The sequence below is a fragment of the Massilia violaceinigra genome (assembly GCF_002752675.1).
Taxonomy (GTDB): Bacteria; Pseudomonadota; Gammaproteobacteria; order Burkholderiales; family Burkholderiaceae_D; genus Telluria_A; species Telluria_A violaceinigra.
This window is the reverse complement of record NZ_CP024608.1, coordinates 6,042,027-6,060,957: the sequence shown is the minus strand read 5'-3', so window position 1 is coordinate 6,060,957 and position 18,931 is coordinate 6,042,027. Positions and strand designations below refer to the sequence as shown.

The following is an 18,931-nucleotide window of genomic DNA, read 5'->3' as shown; positions in this document are numbered from 1 at the left end:
ATGACGGCGCCATCGTCACGTTTGTCGCACCATCCCGGGCGCTGCCTGCGCTGGGATGCGCGCGGCCACCGCTGGTGGTGGGCGGGCAGCGGCGCGCATGCGGTGCACGCCCTGGCGGAGCGGGATCCGGCGCCGCTGGCCTGCCGCCTGCCCGACGCCGCCGGCCTGCTGGCGCACTGCGCGTCCGGGCGCGTGCTGTTTGGGCTGAGCAAGCGCCTCGGTTTCTCCGAGCCGGGCCGCGACACCGGCCCGCGCCAGCTGCGCGTGCAGCCGCTGGTGGCGGTGGACGCCGCCGAACCGCGCACGGCGATCAGCGACGGTTGCACCGACCGCCGCGGCTTTCTGGTGTTCGGAACCCGCAACGTGGCCAAGGACGGGCGCGCGATCGGCAGTTTTTATCAGTTTTCGGGCAAGTACGGCTTGCGCCGGCTGGCCTTGCCGGTGGTGGCCGAAGCGAGCGCGATCTGCTTCAGCGCCGACGGCAAGCGCATGTTTTTCGCCGATGCGCGCGCCAGCCAGCTGCTCGCTTGCGACTACGACGCCGAGCGTGGCCACGTCGGCGGCGTCACGGTGTTCGCGCAGCTCGATGCCGGTGCCACGCCGCGCGGCGCGGTGCTGGACGCCGCCGGCTGCCTGTGGAACGCCCAGGCGGGCCAGTTGGTCCAGTACGCGCCCGACGGCAAGGTGTTACGGCGCATCGCGCTCGATTGCAGCAGCATCGCCTTTGGCGGTGCTGGCCTTACGCAGCTCGCCGCAGTAGGCGAGGGCGGTTTGTTCACCGTCTCTGTTCCCGGCGTCGCGGGCCAGCCAGACAGTCCATTCGACGATCATCCATCACAATAATTGAACAGGAGACCACCATGAAAACCTTCCCTACTCTCGCAAAACTGGCGGCAGCCGCTGTCGTGGCATGCGCTTTCGGCGCCGTCCAGGCGGCCGACCCGGTCAAGATCGGCTTCCTGGTCAAGCAGGCCGAGGAACCGTGGTTTCAGGACGAATGGCGCTTCGCCGAGCAAGCCGCCAAAGACAAGGGCTTCACCCTGATCAAGATCGGTATCCCGAACGGCGAAAAAATGATCGCCGCGATCGACAACCTGGCCGCGCAAAAGGCGCAGGGCTTCGTCATCTGCGCGCCGGACGTCAAGCTGGGCAAGGCGGTCGAACGCGCCGCCAAGCGCAATAACATGAAAGTGATCTCGGTCGACGACCGCCTGCTCGATGGCGCCGGCAAGCCGCTGGCATCGGTGCCGCACATGGGCATTTCGGGCTACGAAATCGGCAAGCAGGTGGGCGCCGGACTGGCCGCCGAAATCAAGGCGCGCGGCTGGAACCTGGCCGAAGTCGGCATCCTGCGCGTGTCGTACGACCAGTTGCCGACCGCGCGCGAGCGCACCATGGGCGCGGTCGACACCTTGAAAGCGGCCGGCGTACCGGCCGCGAACGTGGTCGATGCGGCCCAATCGAAGACCGATACCGAATCGGCCTTCAACGCCGCCAACATCGCCTACACCAAGCAGCAGCGCTTCAAGCGCTGGGTAGCGGTGGGCCTGAACGATGAAGCGGTGCTCGGCGCCGTGCGCGCCGCCGAAGGACGCGGCATGCGCGCCGACGCCATGATCGGCATCGGCATCGGCGGCAGCAAGACGGCCCTGAACGAATTCGCCAAGCCGCAGCCGACCGGTTTCTTCGGCACCGTGATGATCAGCCCGAAACGCCACGGTTACGAGACCACCGCCAATCTGTACGACTGGATCGCCACCAACAAGGTCCCGGCTGCCGAAACGCTGACCGCCGGCACGTTGATGACGCGCGCTAATGCCGCCAAAGTGCACGCCGAAATGGAGAAGTGATCCACGATGTCCGCTTACCTCCAGTTTGACCAGGTCTCCAAGCACTTCCCCGGCGTGATCGCGCTCGGGGGCGTCAGCTTCGAGGCCCATGCCGGCACCGTGCACGGCCTGCTGGGCGAAAACGGCGCCGGCAAGTCGACCCTGCTCAAGATCCTGGGCGGGCAATACCGCCCGGACGGCGGGCGCCTGCTGCTGGACGGGCGCGAAGTGCGCTTCGGTTCGGCCAGCGACGCCATCGCCGCCGGCGTGTCGATCATTCACCAGGAACTGCAGTACGTTCCGGAGCTGACGGTGGCCGAGAACGTCCTGCTGGGCCGCATGCCGACCCGCATGGGCTTTCTCGACAAGGGCGCCGCCAACAAGCTGGTGTCCGAGCGCCTTGCGAAGATCGGCGTGGACCTCGATCCGAACGCGCGCCTGGCCGACCTGTCGATCGCGCAGCGCCAGATGGTCGAGATCTGCAAGGCGGTGATGCAGGACGCGCAGGTCATCGCGTTCGACGAGCCGACCAGCAGCCTGTCGCACCGCGAAACGGAAATCCTGTTCCGGCTGGTGCGCGACCTGCGCGCCGAAGGGCGCACGCTGATCTACATCTCGCACCGGCTGGAAGAACTGTACGCGCTGTGCGACGCCTGCACCATCTTCCGCGACGGGCGCAAGGTCGCCACCCACCCGGTGATGGCCGAGGTGCCGCGCGACCGTTTGATCAGCGACATGGTCGGGCGCGAGCTGAGCGACATCTACGACTACCGCGAACGTGAACTGGGCGCCGAACGCCTGGCGGTGCGCGGCATGGCCGATGGCTGCGATTTTTCCGTGCGCGCGGGCGAAGTGCTGGGCTTTTTCGGCCTGGTGGGGGCCGGGCGCAGCGAATTGATGCGCCAGATGTACGGCGCCGACAAGCGCGCACCCGGCACCGTGATGCTCGACGGCGCGCCGGTAGCGATGGGCGGCCCCTCGGCGGCTATCGCGGCCGGGATCGTGCTGTGTCCCGAAGACCGCAAGGAGCAGGGCATCCTGGCCCAGTCCTCGGTGGCCGAGAACATCAACGTCAGCTGCCGTCGCCACGCGCTGCTGGGCGGCGTGTTCCTGCGCCACGCGCGCGAGGCGGCGCTGGCCGACGAATTCATCGCCCGCCTGCGCATCAAGACCCCCAGCCGAGAGCAGGAAATCCGCCTGCTCTCGGGCGGCAACCAGCAGAAGGTGATCCTGGCGCGCTGGCTGGCCGAACCGGGCCTGAAAGTGCTGGTGCTCGATGAGCCGACGCGCGGCATCGACGTCGGCGCCAAGAACGACATTTACCGCATCATCCACGAAGTGGCCGCGCGCGGCTGCTGCGTGATCGTGGTCTCGAGCGAACTGCCCGAAGTGCTGGGCATTTCCGACCGCGTGGCGGTGATGCGCGACGGCCGCATCGTCGGCGAGCTGGCGCGGGCCGACGCCGACGAACAAGCGGTGCTGCGCCTGGCGCTGCCTGACACCGGCAACGACAACGATAACGATAACGACGGCGACAACGCCGATAACACCTCCCGGAGAACCGCATGAGCACCATCCCAGTCACCCACACCGGCGCCCCCGCGCCGGCAGGCCGCCAGCGCGCGCTCCTGATCGAATACAGCATGCCGCTGGCGTACGCGGTGCTGTTCGCCGTGCTGGCGGCCACGGTCGATAACTTCTTCTCGGTCGCCAACGTGGTCGGCCTGATGCTGTCGGTGGCGCAGATCGGCATGGTCGCCTGCACCATGATGCTGTGCCTGGCCTCGCGCGACTTCGACCTGTCGGTCGGCTCCACCATCGCCTTTGCCGGCGTGCTCGGGGCCATGGTCCTGGAGCGCACCGGCAGCGTGGCGCTGGCGGTGGGCGCCGGCCTGGGCGCGGGGGCACTGATCGGCGCCGGCAACGGCGTGCTGATTGCGTACCTGCGCGTCAATGCGCTGATCGCCACCCTGGCCACCATGCTGATGGTGCGCGGACTGGCGTTCATCGCCTCGCAAGGGCAGGCGGTGGGCATCAACTCCGACGCCTTCATCGCGTTCGGCGATGCCCAGGTGTTCGGGCTGCCGCTGCCGGTGCTGGTGGCCGGCGCCTGCTTCCTGATTTTCGGCGTGCTGCTCAATCATACGGTCTTCGGGCGCAACACCCTGGCCATCGGCGGCAACCCGGAAGCGGCGCGCCTGGCCGGCGTCAAGGTCGAGAAGCTGCGCGTGTGGATCTTTCTGCTGCAAGGGCTGGTGACGGCGCTGGCGGGGCTGATCCTGGCGTCGCGCATCACCAGCGGCCAGCCGAATGCGGCCCAGGGGTTCGAACTCGATGTGATTTCGGCGTGCGTGCTCGGTGGCGTCTCGCTCCAGGGCGGCAAGGCGCGCATCTTCGGTGTGCTGATCGGGGTACTGATCATGGGGACCGTGGAGAACGTGATGAATCTGCTGAACGTCGACTCGTTCTACCAGTATCTGGTACGCGGCTCGATCCTGCTGGCCGCCGTGCTGCTCGATCAGCTCAAGGCACGGGGCGAGCGCCGCACATAAGCGAGGATAATGGTTGTCGGAACGTCAGATGTCATATGTGTTGACGTTTTGCTTACTGTACATATATCATCGGCATCCCTGATTTCCGACAGACACCTATGCCTGATCCACGCTCCGACCGATTTGTCCGCTCGCACCTCAAGACCCGCCACCTGGTGCTGCTGGTCGAACTGGGCCGGCACGGCTCCATCATGCACGCGGCGCAAGCCGCGAACCTGACCCAGCCCGCCGCCTCCAAGCTGCTCGGCGAACTCGAGCACGCGCTCGGCGTGCAGCTGTTCGAGCGCCTGCCGCGCGGCGTGGCGCCCACCTGGTACGGCCAGGTGCTGATCCGCCGCGCCGGCGCGGCCCTGGCCGAGATGGACGCCGCCCACCAGGAAGTGATGGAACTGCTCTCCGGCCTGCGCGGCCGGGTCGATGTGGGCACCGTGCTCACGCCGTCCACCAGCCTGGTGCCCGAGGCGGTCAACCTGCTCAAATCGCGCCACGCGCGCGTGCACGTGTCGATCACCGTCGATACCAGCAAGATCCTGGTGCAGCGCCTGCGCGCCGGCGAACTCGATCTGGTCGTCGGACGCATTCTCGACACGGGCGCCGCCTCCGAACTGTATTTCGAGCCGGTCACCGATGAACCCCACAGCCTGATCGTGCGCGCCGGCCATCCGCTGGCTGAGCGCACCGATCTCACGCTCGACGAACTGGCGCGCCAGGGCTGGATCTTGCCGCCCAACGGCAGCATCCTGCGCGACCGTCTGACCGCCTTGTTCCTCGCGCGCGGCCTGGAACCGCCGGCCGAAACGGTCGAAACGCTGGCCCTTCCCGTGATCGCGCACCTGCTGACCGGCAGCGACATGGTGGTAGCGCTTCCGCTGGAACTGGCGCAGCCCTACCTGCAAACGGGCCTGCTGACCGTGCTGCCGTTCGACCTGAACATTCGCATGGACATGTACGGCATCATCACGCGCCGCCACCACCAGCTCTCGCCCGGCGCCGAGAGCATGCTGGCCACGATGCGCGAAGTGGCGGCCCTGCGCTATCCACCGTCCCAAGCTATATGATTTAAGCATGCTTTTTTGTAAATAAGCAATTGGAATCATATCCCTGGAGTCCGTACGATCCTGACCATGACCCGGATTCGCGGACAGCAAAGCGAACTGGGCGTGGCAGCACCATACAACCCAGGAGACCCGTATGAAACAGAAGAAACTCAGTTGGCTGATCGCGAGCCTGTTCGCCTTGCCGCTCGCCGCGGCGGACGCCCGCGCCCAAGCCGACGAGGTACAGCAAGTGACGGTGTCCGGTATCCGTTCGTCGGTGCGCAATGCGCTGGCGGTCAAGGAAGCGTCGGACAGCATGGTCGAAGTGATCGCCTCCGAAGACATCGGCAAGCTGCCCGACACCACCATCGCCGAATCGCTTGCGCGCCTGCCCGGCCTGTCGTCCGGCATCGACCGCGGCAATGCCAGCCAGGTGGTGGCGCGCGGCCTCGGCCCGCGCTTCATCGGCGCCACCCTCAACGGGCGCGAACTGGCCACGTCGGAACCGGATCGTTCGGTGCGTTTCGAGCAGTTTCCGTCCGAGTCGCTCAGCGGCGCCACCGTCTACAAGACCCAGTCGGCCGAACTGGTGGAAGGCGGCGTGGCCACCACGATCGACCTGAAAACCGTGCAGCCGCTCAAATACAGCGGCCGCCAGGCTTCGCTGCGCGCCGATGCGCTGTACTACGCGCTGGGGCGCGATATCCCGGGCGCGAAGAAAACCGCGCCGCGCGTGGGCGGCATCTACCTCGACCAGTTCGTCGACAAGTCGCTCGGCGTGGCGCTGGCGTTCAGCTACCAGGACCAGCCATCGCTGCAAAAAAACAAGGATCACTGGGGCTTCAACGAAAACAATGCGGGCGACATCGATGGCGACGGCAAGGTCGACAAAACGCCGTGGGGCTTCCAGGACAAGGTCTTGCGCGGCACCGACGAACGCTCCAGCGTGCTGGGGAAAGTCGAATGGAAGAGCGGCGAGAGCCTGCTCACCGCCGACGCCTACTACGCCCTGGCCAGGATCCGCGAGCCGGGCCTGCAGCACTGGAGCGGCGACATCGGCAACTGGGACAACGGCCAGAAGGGCCGCTACAGCAAGCTCGATATCCGAAACGGTTACGTGGCCGGCGCCAGCGTGGCCGATATGGGCTTCAGCAACCACGATACGCTGTGGGTGCAGGACACCAGCACCCTGGCGCTGGGCGTGAACGGCAAAACCACGGCCGGCGCCTGGAAGCTCGAGGCGGACCTGTCCACCTCGCGCGCGCAGCGCGACAGCCAGTGGCGCGACCTGCGCCAGTTCAGCCGCGGCACAGGCACCCTCAGCTGGGCCTTCACCGGCGGCGAGCAGCAATCGTTCTCGCTCGGCCAGGACAGCGGCAACCCGGCCAATTTCTGGGGGCCGACCATGCACATCGATACCGACGGCCGCCTCAAGGACGAACTGGGCGCGCTGCACCTGAACGCGGCGCGCGATATCGAGCTCGGCCCGGTCAAGCGCCTCAAGTTCGGCGCGCGCGCCACCCACCGCGAAAAATCGTACGGCCAGACCACGTGGCAGGTCGCCCCGATCGCGGCGATTCCCGACGCGGACTACGAGACCGTCAACGTGGCCGGCATGGCGCCCTACATCGCCCTGCGCGACTTCGGCGCCAGCACGGCGGCCGCCTTCGGGCCGGGCGCTTTCGACGCGGCGGGCCGCCCGCGCACCCAGAACGACCTTCTGTCGGGCTGGAAGGTGCGCGAGCGCGGCGCCTCGCTGTACGGCCAGGCCGACCTCGATGGCACGCTGTTCGGCAAAACCTTCCGTGGCAATGCCGGCCTGCGCGTGGTCCACACCACACAGACCGGCGAGGGCATGCAGGCGCTCAACGGTGCCGCACCCACGGCGGTCGGCGACGGCACTTCCTACACCGAAGTGCTGCCGAGCGTGAACCTGATTTTCAATGTGGACGAGACGCAGGAACGCCAGGTGCGCTTCTCCATCGCCCGCGCCATGTCGCGCGCGCCGCTCGACGAAATGCGCGCCTCGCGCAACCTGAACGTGGACGCCAATCCCACCCAGCCGCTGACCGGCGGCGCCGGCAATCCGCAGTTGAAACCCATGCTGGCCGACCAGATCGACCTGGCTTACCAGTGGTACTTCGACAAAGGCGCGCTGCTGTCGGCGGGCCTGTTCTACAAGGATATCAGCCGCTACATCGGCATCACCAGCGACAAGACCACGCTGGACGGGCGCGGCGCGCTGGTGACACGTTCGGTCAACGGCAAGGGCGGCAATATCCGCGGGGTCGAGCTGGTGTACCAGCAATCCTTCGCCAACGGCCTTGGACTCTCCGGAAACTACGCCTACACTGCCAGTAACATCCACGAAAATATCCCGGCCGCCAAACCGTTCCCGATCGAAGGGCTGATGAAGCACAACGGCGGCCTGACCGTCTGGTACGAAAAAGCCGGCTACGAGGCACGCATGTCGGCCAACTATCACAGCGCTTTTGTGCGCAACCCGACCTGGGGCGCGGGCCAGCTGGTCGACAACGACGCCGAAACCTATGTCGCGCTGTCATTCGCCAAGCACCTCACGCCGAAACTTCAGCTGCGTTTTGGTGTCGATAACGTGACCAACCAGAAGGTGGTCTACACCAGCGCGAACAATCCGTACGAGCAGGAAGTGACGGAGTTCGGGCGCCGCTTCAATCTCGGCTTATCGTACAAACTATGAGAGGAACCATGCATACGCAATTACTTGGTATCGACTGGGGAACCAGCAACCGCCGCGCCTATCTGGTCGGACGCGACGGCAAGTGTCTCGCGCGCCATGCGGACGACCAGGGCATGCTGGCCGTCGGCGGCGACTTCGCCGGCTCGCTGGCGGCGCTGCGCGCCAGCATGGGCGTCGGCGCCGCCATCCCGGTGGTCATGTCCGGCATGGTCGGTTCGGCCAGCGGCTGGCAGGAAGTACCTTATCTGGATACCGGCGTGCCGCTGACCGCGCTGCCGGCCCATCTGGCGCCTGTGGCGGGCCACCCCGGCTGCTTCATCGTGCCCGGCTACTGCACGCGCGATGGCGCGGTCGATGTGATGCGCGGCGAAGAGACGCAACTGCTCGGCGCCGCCGGGCGCGGCCTGAGCGACGGCTGGGTGGTGCTGCCGGGGACCCACAGCAAGTGGGTCTTCCTGCGCGGCGGCCGCGTCGACCAGCTGGTGACCTACATGACCGGCGAACTGTTTGCGATGCTGGCCGCCGGCGGTACCCTGGCCGCGCTGATGGCCGGCGGCCCGGACGACGCCAGCGCCTTTGCCGCCGGCCTGCAGGAAGCGCGGCGCGCGCGGCCGCTGTCGAACGCGCTGTTCGGCGTGCGCGCGCGCGTGGTGTCGAAGACCATGGCGGCGGCGCAGGCGCGCTCGTTCGTCAGCGGCCTGCTGATCGGCACCGAGTTCGTGGCGGCGCAGGGCCATGCCGACAGCGCCATCGACATCATCGCTTCGCCCGCGCTCAGTGCGCGTTACGAGCGCGCGGCCGAGCACTACGGCATGCCGGCGCGCGCGCACGATCCGGACGAAGTCTACCTGGCCGCGCTGGCCCACTTTTTTGAAAGGCTCTGATCATGGACCTGACCCACTTCAATCCGCCGCTGGTCGCCATCTTGCGCGGCCTGCAAGCGCGTGACGCCGAGGCGGCCGGCGCAGCCCTGTTCGGGGCCGGCTTTCGCCTGCTCGAAGTGCCCCTCAACCGCCCCGGCGCGCTCGAATCGATCGCGCTGCTCGCGCGCATGGCGCCGGCCGGCGCCATCGTCGGCGGCGGCACCATGCTCAGCGTGGCCGATGTGGACGCCGTGCATGCGGCCGGCGGACGCATGCTGGTCGCGCCGAATTGCAACACGGCCGTGATCGCGCGTGCGGCAGCATTGGGCATGCTGTGCGCGCCCGGCGTGGCAACGCCGACCGAAGCGTTCGACGCGCTCGGCGCCGGCGCCCACGCGCTCAAGATTTTCCCGGCCGAGATGGTCGGCTACGCCGGCCTGAAAGCCTTCAAGACCGTGCTCCCGCCGGGCACGCCCCTGTGGCCGGTCGGCGGCGTGTCGCCGGAAACCATGCCCGCCTGGGTCGCGGCCGGGGCCACCGGCTTCGGCATCGGCGGCGCCTTGTATGCACCGGGCGTGACGCCGGGCGAACTGGGTGCGCGGGCCGCGGCGTTCGTCGCCGCGTGGCAGGCCACCCGGGCCAGCTAGCAGCAGCGGTCGACATGCCGCGTGCATGAACAGTCGAAGTGCATCAGCAGCCGCATAGGCAGAAGCAGCGCTCAACAACAAGAAAAAGGAAATACCATGGAATTTGCGAATTACCCGAGCCTGGCCGGCAAGGCCGTCTTCGTGACCGGCGGCGGTTCGGGCATCGGGGCCGATATCGTGGCCGCCTTTGCGCGCCAGGGCGCGCGCGTGGCGTTCGCCGACCGCGATATCGCCTCGTCCACCGAGCTGGTCGACGGCCTGGCCGGCACGGTGGCGCACACGCCGTACTTCATCGGCTGCGACCTGTCCGATATCGATGCGCTGCGCGCCAGCGTGAAGGCGGCCGGCGAAAAGCTGGGCGACTTCGATGTGCTGGTCAACAATACCGCCAACGACGAGCGCCACGATTTCCTGCAGGTCAGTCCAGAGTACTTCGACGACAAGGTCGCGATCAACCTCAAGGTCGCGTTTTTCGCGGCCCAGGCGGTGATGGAAGGCATGCAGCGGCGCGGCGGCGGGGCCATCATCAACCTCGGCTCGACCGGCTGGAAGAACAAGGTGGCCGGCTATCCGGTGTACGCGGCAAGCAAATCGGCCGTGAACGGCCTCACGCGCAGCCTGGCGCGCGAATTCGGCAAGAGCGGCATCCGCGTCAACACGCTCACGCCGGGCTGGGTCATGACTCCGCGCCAGCTCGACACATGGGTCGACCCGGCCGGCGAGCGCGCCATGGATGAACACCAGTGCCTGCCGGGACGCATCGTCGGACAGGATGTGGCCAGCATGGCGCTGTTCCTGGGCGCGCACGACAGCCGCATGATGACGGCCCAGGAATTTGTCGTCGACGCCGGCTGGACCTGATTCCGCGATCGTTTCAACGGTGCGCCAAGTTGCGAATATTACAAGTTAAAATCAGTGGAAGGAACAACATGGCGCATTGAGGGGATGATTTTTGGTTACTTGGCTATATGACGAGGCGGGCAGGGCGTCCGCCATCCTGGACGAATTCTGCTTGCGCACCATCGGCGGGGAGCCGGCTGGTTTCGTGTTCGGCCTGAGCGCGTTTTCGCTCAAGGGCGAGCACATCGGCTGGTTCGAGGATGGCGTGTTCTACGATGTCGAGAACCGCATCCTCGGCTTCCTGGCGGGCGCCAGGGGCATGGCGCACGACGTTCCCGTGCTGTTGCCGCCGCCGCCCGAGCCTGCGTTTCGCAAGCGTCCGAACGTGCCGACCCTGCGCGCGCGGCCGCTGCGCCGGGCCGCCGGCGGCTGGTCGCGCCATGCGCTGTCCGCGTACTTCAATTCCGGCGCCCCCCTGGCGCCGGTGGCGGCGCTGCTGCCCGCGGCGCGCGCCGCACGCAATGATCTGCCGGGCTGATTGCGCGCGCGTGTTGTCATCCGCCGACGTTGGACAAACCGTACGTCGCATGTCGTTACATAATGATACGATTACGCACGCGCCACCGCTTTACCGTGTGCGTGCTTTCATTATCGGCGACAACAACTCGGGCACTGGATGCGTCTGACATTTGATTTCCTCTCCAACGGCGGAGAACTCGGCGCCCTGATGCGCGCCAAGGACTGGAGCACCACGCCCCTCGGTCCCCCCGAACACTGGCCAACGCTGCTCAAGAGCACGATCCGCCTGATCCTCACCTCCCGCCATCCGATGTTCCTGTGGTGGGGCGGCGAGCTGGTGCAGTTCTATAACGACGCCTACCGGCTGACCATGGGTCCGGAGCGCCATCCGTGTGCGCTGGGCCAGCGCGGGCGCGACTGCTGGGAAGAAATCTGGCCCATCATCGGCCCGCAGATCGAGACGGTCATGGCCGGCGGCGGCAGCACCTGGCACGAAGACCAGCTGGTGCCGGTCACGCGCCACGGCAAGCGCGAGGATGTCTGGTGGACCTACGGCTACAGCCCGATCGAAGACCACGATGGCGTGCACGGGGTGCTGGTGGTGTGCAACGACGTCACGGCCCAGCACAATGCCAAGGCGGCGCTGGAACGGATGAACCTGGCCCTGACCGAACAGATCGCCCAGCGCGAGCAGGCGCAGCGGCTCGAAGCCATCCAGACCGGACAGCGCCTGCGCGCCGAACAGGCCCTGCGCGAGCAGCGCGAAGCCGAAACCACGCGCCTGCGTTCGCTGTTCGAGCAGGCGCACGGCTTCATGTGCATCCTGCGCGGGCCGGAGCATGTCTTTGAATTTGCCAATTCGGCCTACCTGCGCCTGGTGGGCGAGCGTCCGCTGATCGGCAAGAGCGTGCGCGAGGCGCTGCCCGACATCGTCGGCCAGGGATTTTTCGAGCTGCTCGATGCGGTGTATGCCAGCGGCAAGCCGTACAAGGCGGGCGACCTGCGCATCGAACTGCGCACCACGCCCGACAGCGGGCCGGTCCAGGCCTACATCGACTTCGTGTACCAGCCGATCATCGAAGACGGCAGCGTGAGCGGCATTTTCGTGCAGGGCTTCGACGTCACCGACCGCACCATGGGGCGCCAGGCGCTGCAGCGCAGCGAACTGCGCCTGAAAGAAGGCATGAAAGTGGCGCGCATGGTGGTGTGGGACTGGGACCTGGCCAGCAATGAGGTCTTGTTCTCCGATAACGCGCCCGAACTGTTCGGCGAAAACTGGACCGACATGCGCAGTCTGTGGGATTTTCTCGATCCCGCCGATCTGCAAAGGATGGAACTTGCGCGCAGCGAGGCGATCAAATCGAATGGCAGCTACGGCGAGGTAGTGCGCCTGCGCCGGCCCGACAATGGCCAGACCGTCTGGCTGCAGGTGTACGCCACCGTGGTGCCGGACGAGGCCGGCAATGCAAGGTGCATACGCGGCGTGTCGATCGATGTCAGCGCCCGCAAGCGCGCCGAGGAATCGTTGCGCGAGGCGGGGCGCCACAAGGATGAATTCCTGGCGATGCTGTCGCACGAGCTGCGCAATCCGCTCGCGCCGATCCGTTCGGCCGCGCACTTGCTGGCCATGGCGCCAGACAATGCCTCGCGCGTGAAGATGTCGAGCGTCATCATTGAGCGCCAGGTCAACCATATGACCAGTTTGATCAACGATCTGCTGGACGTGTCGCGCGTGAACACGGGGCTGGTGGTGCTCGACAAGCAGCCGATCGACCTGCACCAGGTGGTGCTGGAGTCGGTCGAGCAAACCCAGCCGCTCATTTCCGAGCGCGGCCATACGCTCAGCCTCGACGTGCCCGGCGAAGGCGAGGTTGCCGTGTGGGGCGACCGCAAGCGGCTGGTGCAGGTGCTGACCAACCTGCTGCACAACGCGGCCAAGTACACGCAGCCGGGTGGGCGCATCATGCTCGAGATCAGCCATCACGCCGACACGGTCGAGCTGCACGTGCGCGACAACGGCATTGGCCTCGATGCCATGCTGATGCCGCACATTTTCGACCTGTTCACGCAAGAAAAACGCTCGTCCGACCGTTCCCAGGGCGGGCTGGGCCTGGGACTGGCGCTGGTGCGCAGCCTGGTATCGCTGCATGGCGGCCATGTGACGGCGGCCAGCCCGGGGCCGGGGGAGGGCGCGACCTTCTCGGTGTACCTGCAAAAGCACGCCGCGCCCGGCGGGGCCGGCGGTTCAGGCCGCGGACCCCGCCACCACGAGGGCGAAGGGCTGCGCCTGATGCTGGTCGACGACAACAAGGATGCCGCGAACGCCATGGCCATGGTGCTGGAGTCGGCCGGCCACGTGGTGATGGTCGAGCATGATCCGCATCGGGCGCTGGAAAGCGTGGGCAGCTTCGGGCCGGACGCCTGCCTGCTCGACATCGGCCTGCCCGGCATGGACGGCAACGAATTGGCGCGCCGGCTCAGGGCCAGCACGCACGCGCGCGGCGCCACCCTGATCGCCGTGACCGGCTACGGCAACAAATACGACAAAGCCAGCGCGGTGCAGGCCGGTTTCGACCATTATTTCGTCAAGCCGGCCAATACGGCCGAGCTGATCGGCGTACTGGCCCGGATCAAGCCGGTTGCCAGCGCCAACCAGGCGATGCCGGCCGAGGCCGGAGCGCACGGCTGACGGCGCGCATGCGACGTGGGTAAAGGCCGCGCGCGACGCGCCATTTGGCGTATCGAAAGCGCAACATCGCAAGCGCGATGGTAAAGTTTGGCTTCGTCCATCTCACAGTCAGCCCACATGCCCGCGCCGCTTTTTATCATTCTCAATGCCGGATCTGGTCACGCGGAAACGGAACTCCAGCGTACAACCATCGAAGACCTGCTCACCGCCGCCGGACGCGAGTTTGAACTGGCCGTGCTCGAGCAGGCCAGCGAGCTGGCCGGCATCGCGAAGCACATGGCCGCGCGCGCACGCGACACCGGGGGCGTGCTGGTCGCCGCCGGCGGGGACGGCACCATCAACACCGTCGCGCGCGCGGCGGTGGACAGCGGCTGCCAGTTCGGCGTGCTGCCGCAGGGCACCTTCAACTATTTCGGCCGCACCCACCAGATTCCGGAAGACCTGGCCGAGGCCGTGCAGGCGCTGCTGACGGCGCGCGTGGAGCCGGTGCAGGTGGGGCTGGTCAACGACAAGGTTTTCCTGGTCAACGCCAGCATCGGCCTGTATCCCAAGCTGCTCGAAGAGCGCGAGATCGACAAGAAACAGTACGGACGCAGCCGGCTGGTGGCCCTGCTGTCGGCCCTCAAGACGGTGCTCGGTTCCTACCGGCATTTGCACATCACCGTCGAGCTCAACGGCAAGACGCGCACTCTGCGCACCTCCACCCTGTTCGTCGGCAATAACCGTTTGCAGATGGAGCAGGTCGGCATTGCGCCGCTGGCCGAGCGCATCGAGGATGGCAAGCTGGCCGCGCTGGCGCCCCAGGTGGTGGGCAAGTTCGGCATGCTGGCCCTGCTGCTGCGCGGCGCGCTCGGGCGCCTGGGCGACTCGCCCGATCTGCACGCCTTCGGCCTGACCAGCATGACGGTCAAGCAGCGCGGGCTGGTTGGGCGGCGCCGGATCAAGGTCGCCATCGATGGCGAGGTCACGCATCTGAACGCGCCGCTGGTGTTCCGGGTGCTGGAAGGGCAGCTGTTGCTGCTCAAGCCCGCGCCGGCGACCGAGGCCGACCAGGAGCCGCTGGCGCTCGCTTCCTGAACCGTTGTAGCCCGCGTTCGCCGCGCATGTTGCCTTTCAGAAATTTCGTACACGTGGTCGACAGCGCGCGTATTGACTGGTCTACAATGCCGTCTTTCCGTACGACTTTTTCGACCATGAACGCTTTCAACCTGATGCGCAGCACCCACCGCCACCCGTCCGCCATCCTGCTGATGGTGCAACTGCTCGGCATGCTTCTGTATCCCTTCATCGAATCGACGCCGAGCGGGCTGGTGGTGTTCAACGCCTTCGGCATCGTCGTGCTCGGCTTCACCACGCGCATGGTGCGGCGCACGCCCGGCCACGCCTGGATCAGCGCCGGCATCGCCTTGCCGATCATCGTGCTGCTGGTGCTGCAGATGCTATTCGGGCGCGCGGACCTGCTGCCATGGTCGTCGGCGCTCGAAGCGCTGTTCTACTTCTACGCCGCGGCCAGCCTGATTGCCTACATGATGGAAGACCGCCTCGCGACCACCGACGAACTGTTCGCCGCCGGCGCCACCTTCACCCTGATCGCCTGGGGCTTCACCCACCTGTTCGTGCTGGTGCAGGCCATGCATCCCGGGGCCTACGCCGCCGCCGTCAACGCGGCCGACGCGCGCACCTGGACCGAACTCAATTACCTCAGCTTCGCGCTGTTATCGAGCACCGGCATCGGCGACGTGATTCCGCTCACGGCGCATGCGCGCGCGCTGGCCAGCGTCGAAATGTTCGTCGGCCTGATTTACCTGGCGGCGGTGGTCTCGCGCCTGATCGGCTTTACCCTGCAGCAGACCCAGACCAAGGACGGGCGCGACTAAGCGTTCTGTTTCCCCATCTGCGCCTGCACGATGCCCCCGACGGTGGCCAGTGCCGCCTCGGCGCGCGCGTCCCACGCATGGCCGTAGTTCAGGCGCAGGCAGTTTTCAAACCCCGGCTGCGGCGAAAAGATCGGTCCCGGCGCGACGCTGATGCCCTGCGCCAGCGCGGCCGCGTGCACCGCCAGCGCATCGACCGCGCCCGGCAGCTCCAGCCATAACAGATAGCCGCCCTTGGGGCGCGTGACGCGCGTGCCCTCGGGGAAGTGGCGCCGCACGGCTTCCATGAACAGCGCCTGCTGCGAGGCCAGCGTGTGGCGCAGCAGGCGCAGATGGCGGTCGTAGCCGCCTTTTTCCAGGTACAGCGCCAGCGCGCCCTGGGCCGGGGCGCAGGTGGTCAGGGTGCTGGCCAGCTTCTGGCGCGCCAGCTGGCGCGTGAAGCGTCCGCCCGCCACCCAGCCGACCCGGTAGCCGGGCGCCAGGCATTTCGAGAACGATGAACAGTGCATCACCAGGCCCCCGGTATCGAAGGCCTTGGCCGGCAGCGGGCGCTTGTCGCCGAAATAGAGCTCGCCGAAGACATCATCCTCGATCAGCGGCACCTGGTAGCGCGCCAGCAGGCGCACCAGGTCGCGCTTTTTCTCGTCGGGCATCAGGCTGCCGAGGGGATTCTGGAAGTTCGTCATCAGCCAGCAGGCTTTGGGGCGGTGCCGTTCGAGCGCGCGTTCGGCCGCGGCCAGGTCCATCCCGTCGCGCGGGTGGGTCGGCACCGCGATCGCTTCCAGGCCCTGGCGCTCGATCGCCTGCAGCGAGCCGTAAAAGGCCGGCGACTCGATCAGCACCGCATCGCCCGGACGCGCCAACGCCATCAGGCACAAGCTCAGTGCTTCGAGCGCGCCGTTGGTGACGACGATATCGTCGGCGTGCACGGTCATCCCGTCGATCAGGTAGCGCAGCGAGATCTGGCGCCGCAGGCGCGCGTTGCCCGGCGTGAGATCGTCGACGCTGGCCCACGGGTCGAGCTGCTGCACGCTGGTGCTCATCATCCGCGCCAGGCGCGCCAGCGGGAACAGCAGCGGGCTGGGAAAGGCCGAGCCGAACGGCACCACATCGCGCCGCATGGTGGTTTCGAGCAGGTCGAACACGCGTTCGCTCATGGCGATCGGCAGCGCATCTTCGGCCGGACGCGAGGCCGTATCCGGTTCCGGCGGCAGCCGCGCGGCGCCGACGCTGACGAAATAACCCGAGCGCTCGCGGGCCTGCACCAGGCCCTGGGCCTCGAGCGTGTAATAGGCTTCGAAGACGGTGGCCGGACTCACGCCGCGGCTGGCGCTGGTCTTGCGTACCGACGGCAAGCGGTCGCCCGGCTGCAGCACGCCGCTGAGGATCGATTCGGAGATATCGCGCGCGAGCGCTTCGTAAAGTTTCATGGTGCGGCAAGGGCCAGGCGGGGCGACGTGGGGGAAGTGCTGCATCTTAAATCATATTTCCCCGCCTGGCGTTCCCAGCGGCATGGCGTGGTTTTGTTCATTTGTTGCCGACATCGATGCATTGCCTAGCTACGGCGCGCCGGCTCGCGTGTCTGGCCATGCGCGCGTGCGCGTTCGCACGCCAACGCCCAACCGGGGTCAGAGCTCTAATTAGAAACTAATTGCCGAATCGGCAATGAATCCCGTTTTTGTAAGGCGCGATGGCGATTGAGTGAACAAAATTTGGGGAAGGCCCGGATTGTTCGTCGTCGCGCGGGAAATGTTTCGAGTCAGAGGTCTGACCCCGGTTGGGAAATTATGACGTCGAGTAATGGGGCGGCGCCCGCACGCGCGCCGAACGGCGCGACGGCAGTGGCGGCGGCATCGACGCACGCCTGGTGCACCCGATCGAGCCGCTCAGCGTGCGCGAGCCTGCGCACGACCTTCTGAGGACGCGCCGTCAGGTATTGCGGAAGATGATTTCCTTCATCCGCTGCAGGCGCGGGTAGACCACCGGCACCGTCAGCATGGTGCTGGCAATCGCCATCAGGAGCAGGGCGGTGAAGGTTTCGCTGGTGATGATCTGTTTGTCGAGCAGGATGTTGACGAAGATGATCATGATCAGCGCCTTGGTCTGCAGCAGCCAGCCGATGATGCCCGCTTCGCCCTTTTTCCAATTGAGGATGCGCCCCGCGATATGGGCGCCAATCAGTTTGCCGCCGACCGAGGCCACCAGCAGCGCCCCGGCCGCGATGAAGACCGCGGCGCTGCCCATGTCCCAGTTGGTGCGCAGCCCGGTGCTGAGAAAGTACACCGGCATGATCGCCAGCAGCACGTGGTGGCGCATCAGGTCCATCTTGGCCTGGTCGAACCAGTGCGCGTCCATCACCGCGCCGGCCAGGAAGGCGCCGACCATGAAGTGCAGGCCGGCCCAGTCGGCGCCGAAGCCGCACAGTGCGAGCCAGATCAGGCCGACATACCAGCGGTCGCGTTCCGCCAGCCAGACCATCAGGCGGCGGTAGCCGACCGTGGCGATGCCGAAGGCGAGCAAAAAGCCCAGCTGGCGCCCGACCCGGTCCCAGTCGAGCAGGATCAGGGCCAGCACGCCCCAGATGGCGATGTCGTCCAGGCTGGCGTAGCGCAGGATGCGCTGGCCGATCGGCTGGCGCAGGATGTCGAGCTTTTCCATCAGCAGGATCAGGATCGGCAGCGCCGTGACCGCGCATGCCATGCCGACGCCGACCACGAACTGCCAGGTCATCGCCTTGGGCCCGATCCAGCCTGCGTAGCCGAGCATCCCGGCCGCGACCGCCGCGCCGAAGGCCAGCGGCACGCCCAGCGCCAAGGCCGAGGTAATCGTGGTTTCGCGGCGGTGGGCCCAGGCTTGCTTGAGGTCGAGCTCGATGCCGGCGATCATCACGAAGATCATCACCGCCCACCACGCGATCCCGTTCATGGCCAGCATGACGGAAGGGTTGAAGATGAATTTGTAGTAATCCGGATAAATCGCCCCCATCACGCCCGGCCCGAGCAGCACACCCGTGATGATCTGCACCACCACCAGCGGCGCGTAATAGTCGGTCTTGCAGACCCGCCAGACGAGATAGGGAATGGAGAAAATAAGGAGCATCGCGAGGAGAAAGATCTCCGTCGTGTTCATTGTTGTGTGCATGGGACTGTCTCGTTCTTGTTGTCGTGTGCGCGCGAGTGTGGTCCTCGCGCTGCTTGTTTGCCCCAGCAAAAATTGCGTAGTAAAGTTTCAGAAAAGGGCGAGCCCATGCTATCTCAACAATTGAGTAAGTTCAACAATTATGTTGGGAAGGCATTGACTGCAGATTGGTCGTCGTTATGAAATTGGCTGCGGATATCGCACCGCTGTATCTGGACAGAAAG

At 66.5% G+C, this 18,931-nt stretch carries 15 protein-coding genes; 13 read left to right on the top strand and 2 right to left on the bottom strand.

The window, feature by feature from the left end:
• From CR152_RS26020 to CR152_RS25960, 13 genes are all read left to right on the top strand, one after another.
• Positions 1 to 843: an SMP-30/gluconolactonase/LRE family protein gene (locus CR152_RS26020; RefSeq protein WP_099879844.1), complete on the top strand. Its 843-nt coding sequence runs from the start codon at positions 1 to 3 to the stop codon at positions 841 to 843.
• 17 nt (positions 844 to 860) lie between these two features.
• Positions 861 to 1,850, top strand: coding sequence for an arabinose ABC transporter substrate-binding protein (locus CR152_RS26015; protein WP_099879842.1), 990 nt, complete (start codon positions 861 to 863; stop codon positions 1,848 to 1,850).
• 6 nt (positions 1,851 to 1,856) lie between these two features.
• Positions 1,857 to 3,398, top strand: coding sequence for an L-arabinose ABC transporter ATP-binding protein AraG (gene araG / locus CR152_RS26010; protein ID WP_099879840.1), 1,542 nt, complete (start codon positions 1,857 to 1,859; stop codon positions 3,396 to 3,398).
• On the top strand, positions 3,395 to 4,381 hold the full coding sequence (gene araH, locus CR152_RS26005) for an L-arabinose ABC transporter permease AraH (RefSeq protein ID WP_099879838.1): 987 nt from the start codon (positions 3,395 to 3,397) through the stop codon (positions 4,379 to 4,381). The genes araG and araH overlap by 4 nt, the downstream gene beginning before the upstream one ends.
• 98 nt (positions 4,382 to 4,479) lie before the next feature.
• Positions 4,480 to 5,439 (top strand): LysR substrate-binding domain-containing protein, encoded by a 960-nt coding sequence (locus CR152_RS26000; RefSeq protein ID WP_099879836.1) that lies wholly within the window; start codon positions 4,480 to 4,482, stop codon positions 5,437 to 5,439.
• Between the two features lie 133 nt (positions 5,440 to 5,572).
• Positions 5,573 to 8,137, top strand: a complete 2,565-nt coding sequence (locus tag CR152_RS25995) for a TonB-dependent receptor (protein ID WP_099879834.1) — start codon at positions 5,573 to 5,575, stop codon at positions 8,135 to 8,137.
• An 8-nt stretch (positions 8,138 to 8,145) separates the two neighbouring features.
• Positions 8,146 to 9,021 carry a 2-dehydro-3-deoxygalactonokinase gene (locus CR152_RS25990; protein ID WP_099879832.1) on the top strand — a complete coding sequence of 292 codons (876 nt, stop codon included), beginning with the start codon at positions 8,146 to 8,148 and terminating at the stop codon, positions 9,019 to 9,021.
• 2 nt (positions 9,022 to 9,023) lie between these two features.
• Entirely contained in the window at positions 9,024 to 9,647 is a 624-nt protein-coding gene (locus CR152_RS25985; RefSeq protein WP_099879830.1) for a 2-dehydro-3-deoxy-6-phosphogalactonate aldolase, read from the top strand.
• Positions 9,648 to 9,743: 96 nt separating this feature from the next.
• Positions 9,744 to 10,508, top strand: a complete 765-nt coding sequence (locus CR152_RS25980) for an SDR family NAD(P)-dependent oxidoreductase (protein ID WP_099879828.1) — start codon at positions 9,744 to 9,746, stop codon at positions 10,506 to 10,508.
• 91 nt (positions 10,509 to 10,599) lie between these two features.
• Complete coding sequence (locus CR152_RS25975; protein ID WP_099879826.1) at positions 10,600 to 11,025, top strand: 4-fold beta flower protein; 426 nt, start codon at positions 10,600 to 10,602, stop codon at positions 11,023 to 11,025.
• Positions 11,026 to 11,163: 138 nt separating this feature from the next.
• Complete coding sequence (locus CR152_RS25970; RefSeq protein WP_099879825.1) at positions 11,164 to 13,695, top strand: hybrid sensor histidine kinase/response regulator; 2,532 nt, start codon at positions 11,164 to 11,166, stop codon at positions 13,693 to 13,695.
• 117 nt (positions 13,696 to 13,812) lie between these two features.
• Entirely contained in the window at positions 13,813 to 14,772 is a 960-nt protein-coding gene (locus CR152_RS25965; protein WP_099879823.1) for a diacylglycerol/lipid kinase family protein, read from the top strand.
• Between the two features lie 116 nt (positions 14,773 to 14,888).
• Positions 14,889 to 15,572, top strand: a complete 684-nt coding sequence (locus CR152_RS25960; protein ID WP_099879821.1) for an ion channel — start codon at positions 14,889 to 14,891, stop codon at positions 15,570 to 15,572.
• Here the strand turns inward: CR152_RS25960 and CR152_RS25955 are convergent.
• Together CR152_RS25955 and CR152_RS25950 are read right to left on the bottom strand one after the other, a co-directional pair.
• Positions 15,569 to 16,999, bottom strand: a complete 1,431-nt coding sequence (locus tag CR152_RS25955; RefSeq protein ID WP_099879819.1) for an aminotransferase-like domain-containing protein — start codon at positions 16,997 to 16,999, stop codon at positions 15,569 to 15,571. The genes CR152_RS25960 and CR152_RS25955 overlap by 4 nt on opposite strands.
• Positions 17,000 to 17,498: 499 nt before the next feature.
• Positions 17,499 to 18,710 (bottom strand): cation:proton antiporter, encoded by a 1,212-nt coding sequence (locus CR152_RS25950; RefSeq protein WP_099879817.1) that lies wholly within the window; start codon positions 18,708 to 18,710, stop codon positions 17,499 to 17,501.
• Between the last annotated feature and the right edge of the window lie 221 nt (positions 18,711 to 18,931).

Coding starts and splice junctions, on each gene's coding strand:
- CR152_RS25960 (WP_099879821.1), top strand. CDS start 14,889: ATGAACGCTTTCAACCTGATGCGCAGCACCCACCGCCACCCGTCCGCC.
- CR152_RS26015 (WP_099879842.1), top strand. CDS start 861: ATGAAAACCTTCCCTACTCTCGCAAAACTGGCGGCAGCCGCTGTCGTG.
- CR152_RS26000 (WP_099879836.1), top strand. CDS start 4,480: ATGCCTGATCCACGCTCCGACCGATTTGTCCGCTCGCACCTCAAGACC.
- CR152_RS25950 (WP_099879817.1), bottom strand. CDS start 18,710: ATGCACACAACAATGAACACGACGGAGATCTTTCTCCTCGCGATGCTC.
- CR152_RS25965 (WP_099879823.1), top strand. CDS start 13,813: ATGCCCGCGCCGCTTTTTATCATTCTCAATGCCGGATCTGGTCACGCG.
- araG (WP_099879840.1), top strand. CDS start 1,857: ATGTCCGCTTACCTCCAGTTTGACCAGGTCTCCAAGCACTTCCCCGGC.
- CR152_RS25955 (WP_099879819.1), bottom strand. CDS start 16,999: ATGAAACTTTACGAAGCGCTCGCGCGCGATATCTCCGAATCGATCCTC.
- CR152_RS25995 (WP_099879834.1), top strand. CDS start 5,573: ATGAAACAGAAGAAACTCAGTTGGCTGATCGCGAGCCTGTTCGCCTTG.
- CR152_RS26020 (WP_099879844.1), top strand. CDS start 1: ATGACGGCGCCATCGTCACGTTTGTCGCACCATCCCGGGCGCTGCCTG.
- CR152_RS25985 (WP_099879830.1), top strand. CDS start 9,024: ATGGACCTGACCCACTTCAATCCGCCGCTGGTCGCCATCTTGCGCGGC.
- CR152_RS25970 (WP_099879825.1), top strand. CDS start 11,164: ATGCGTCTGACATTTGATTTCCTCTCCAACGGCGGAGAACTCGGCGCC.
- araH (WP_099879838.1), top strand. CDS start 3,395: ATGAGCACCATCCCAGTCACCCACACCGGCGCCCCCGCGCCGGCAGGC.
- CR152_RS25980 (WP_099879828.1), top strand. CDS start 9,744: ATGGAATTTGCGAATTACCCGAGCCTGGCCGGCAAGGCCGTCTTCGTG.
- CR152_RS25990 (WP_099879832.1), top strand. CDS start 8,146: ATGCATACGCAATTACTTGGTATCGACTGGGGAACCAGCAACCGCCGC.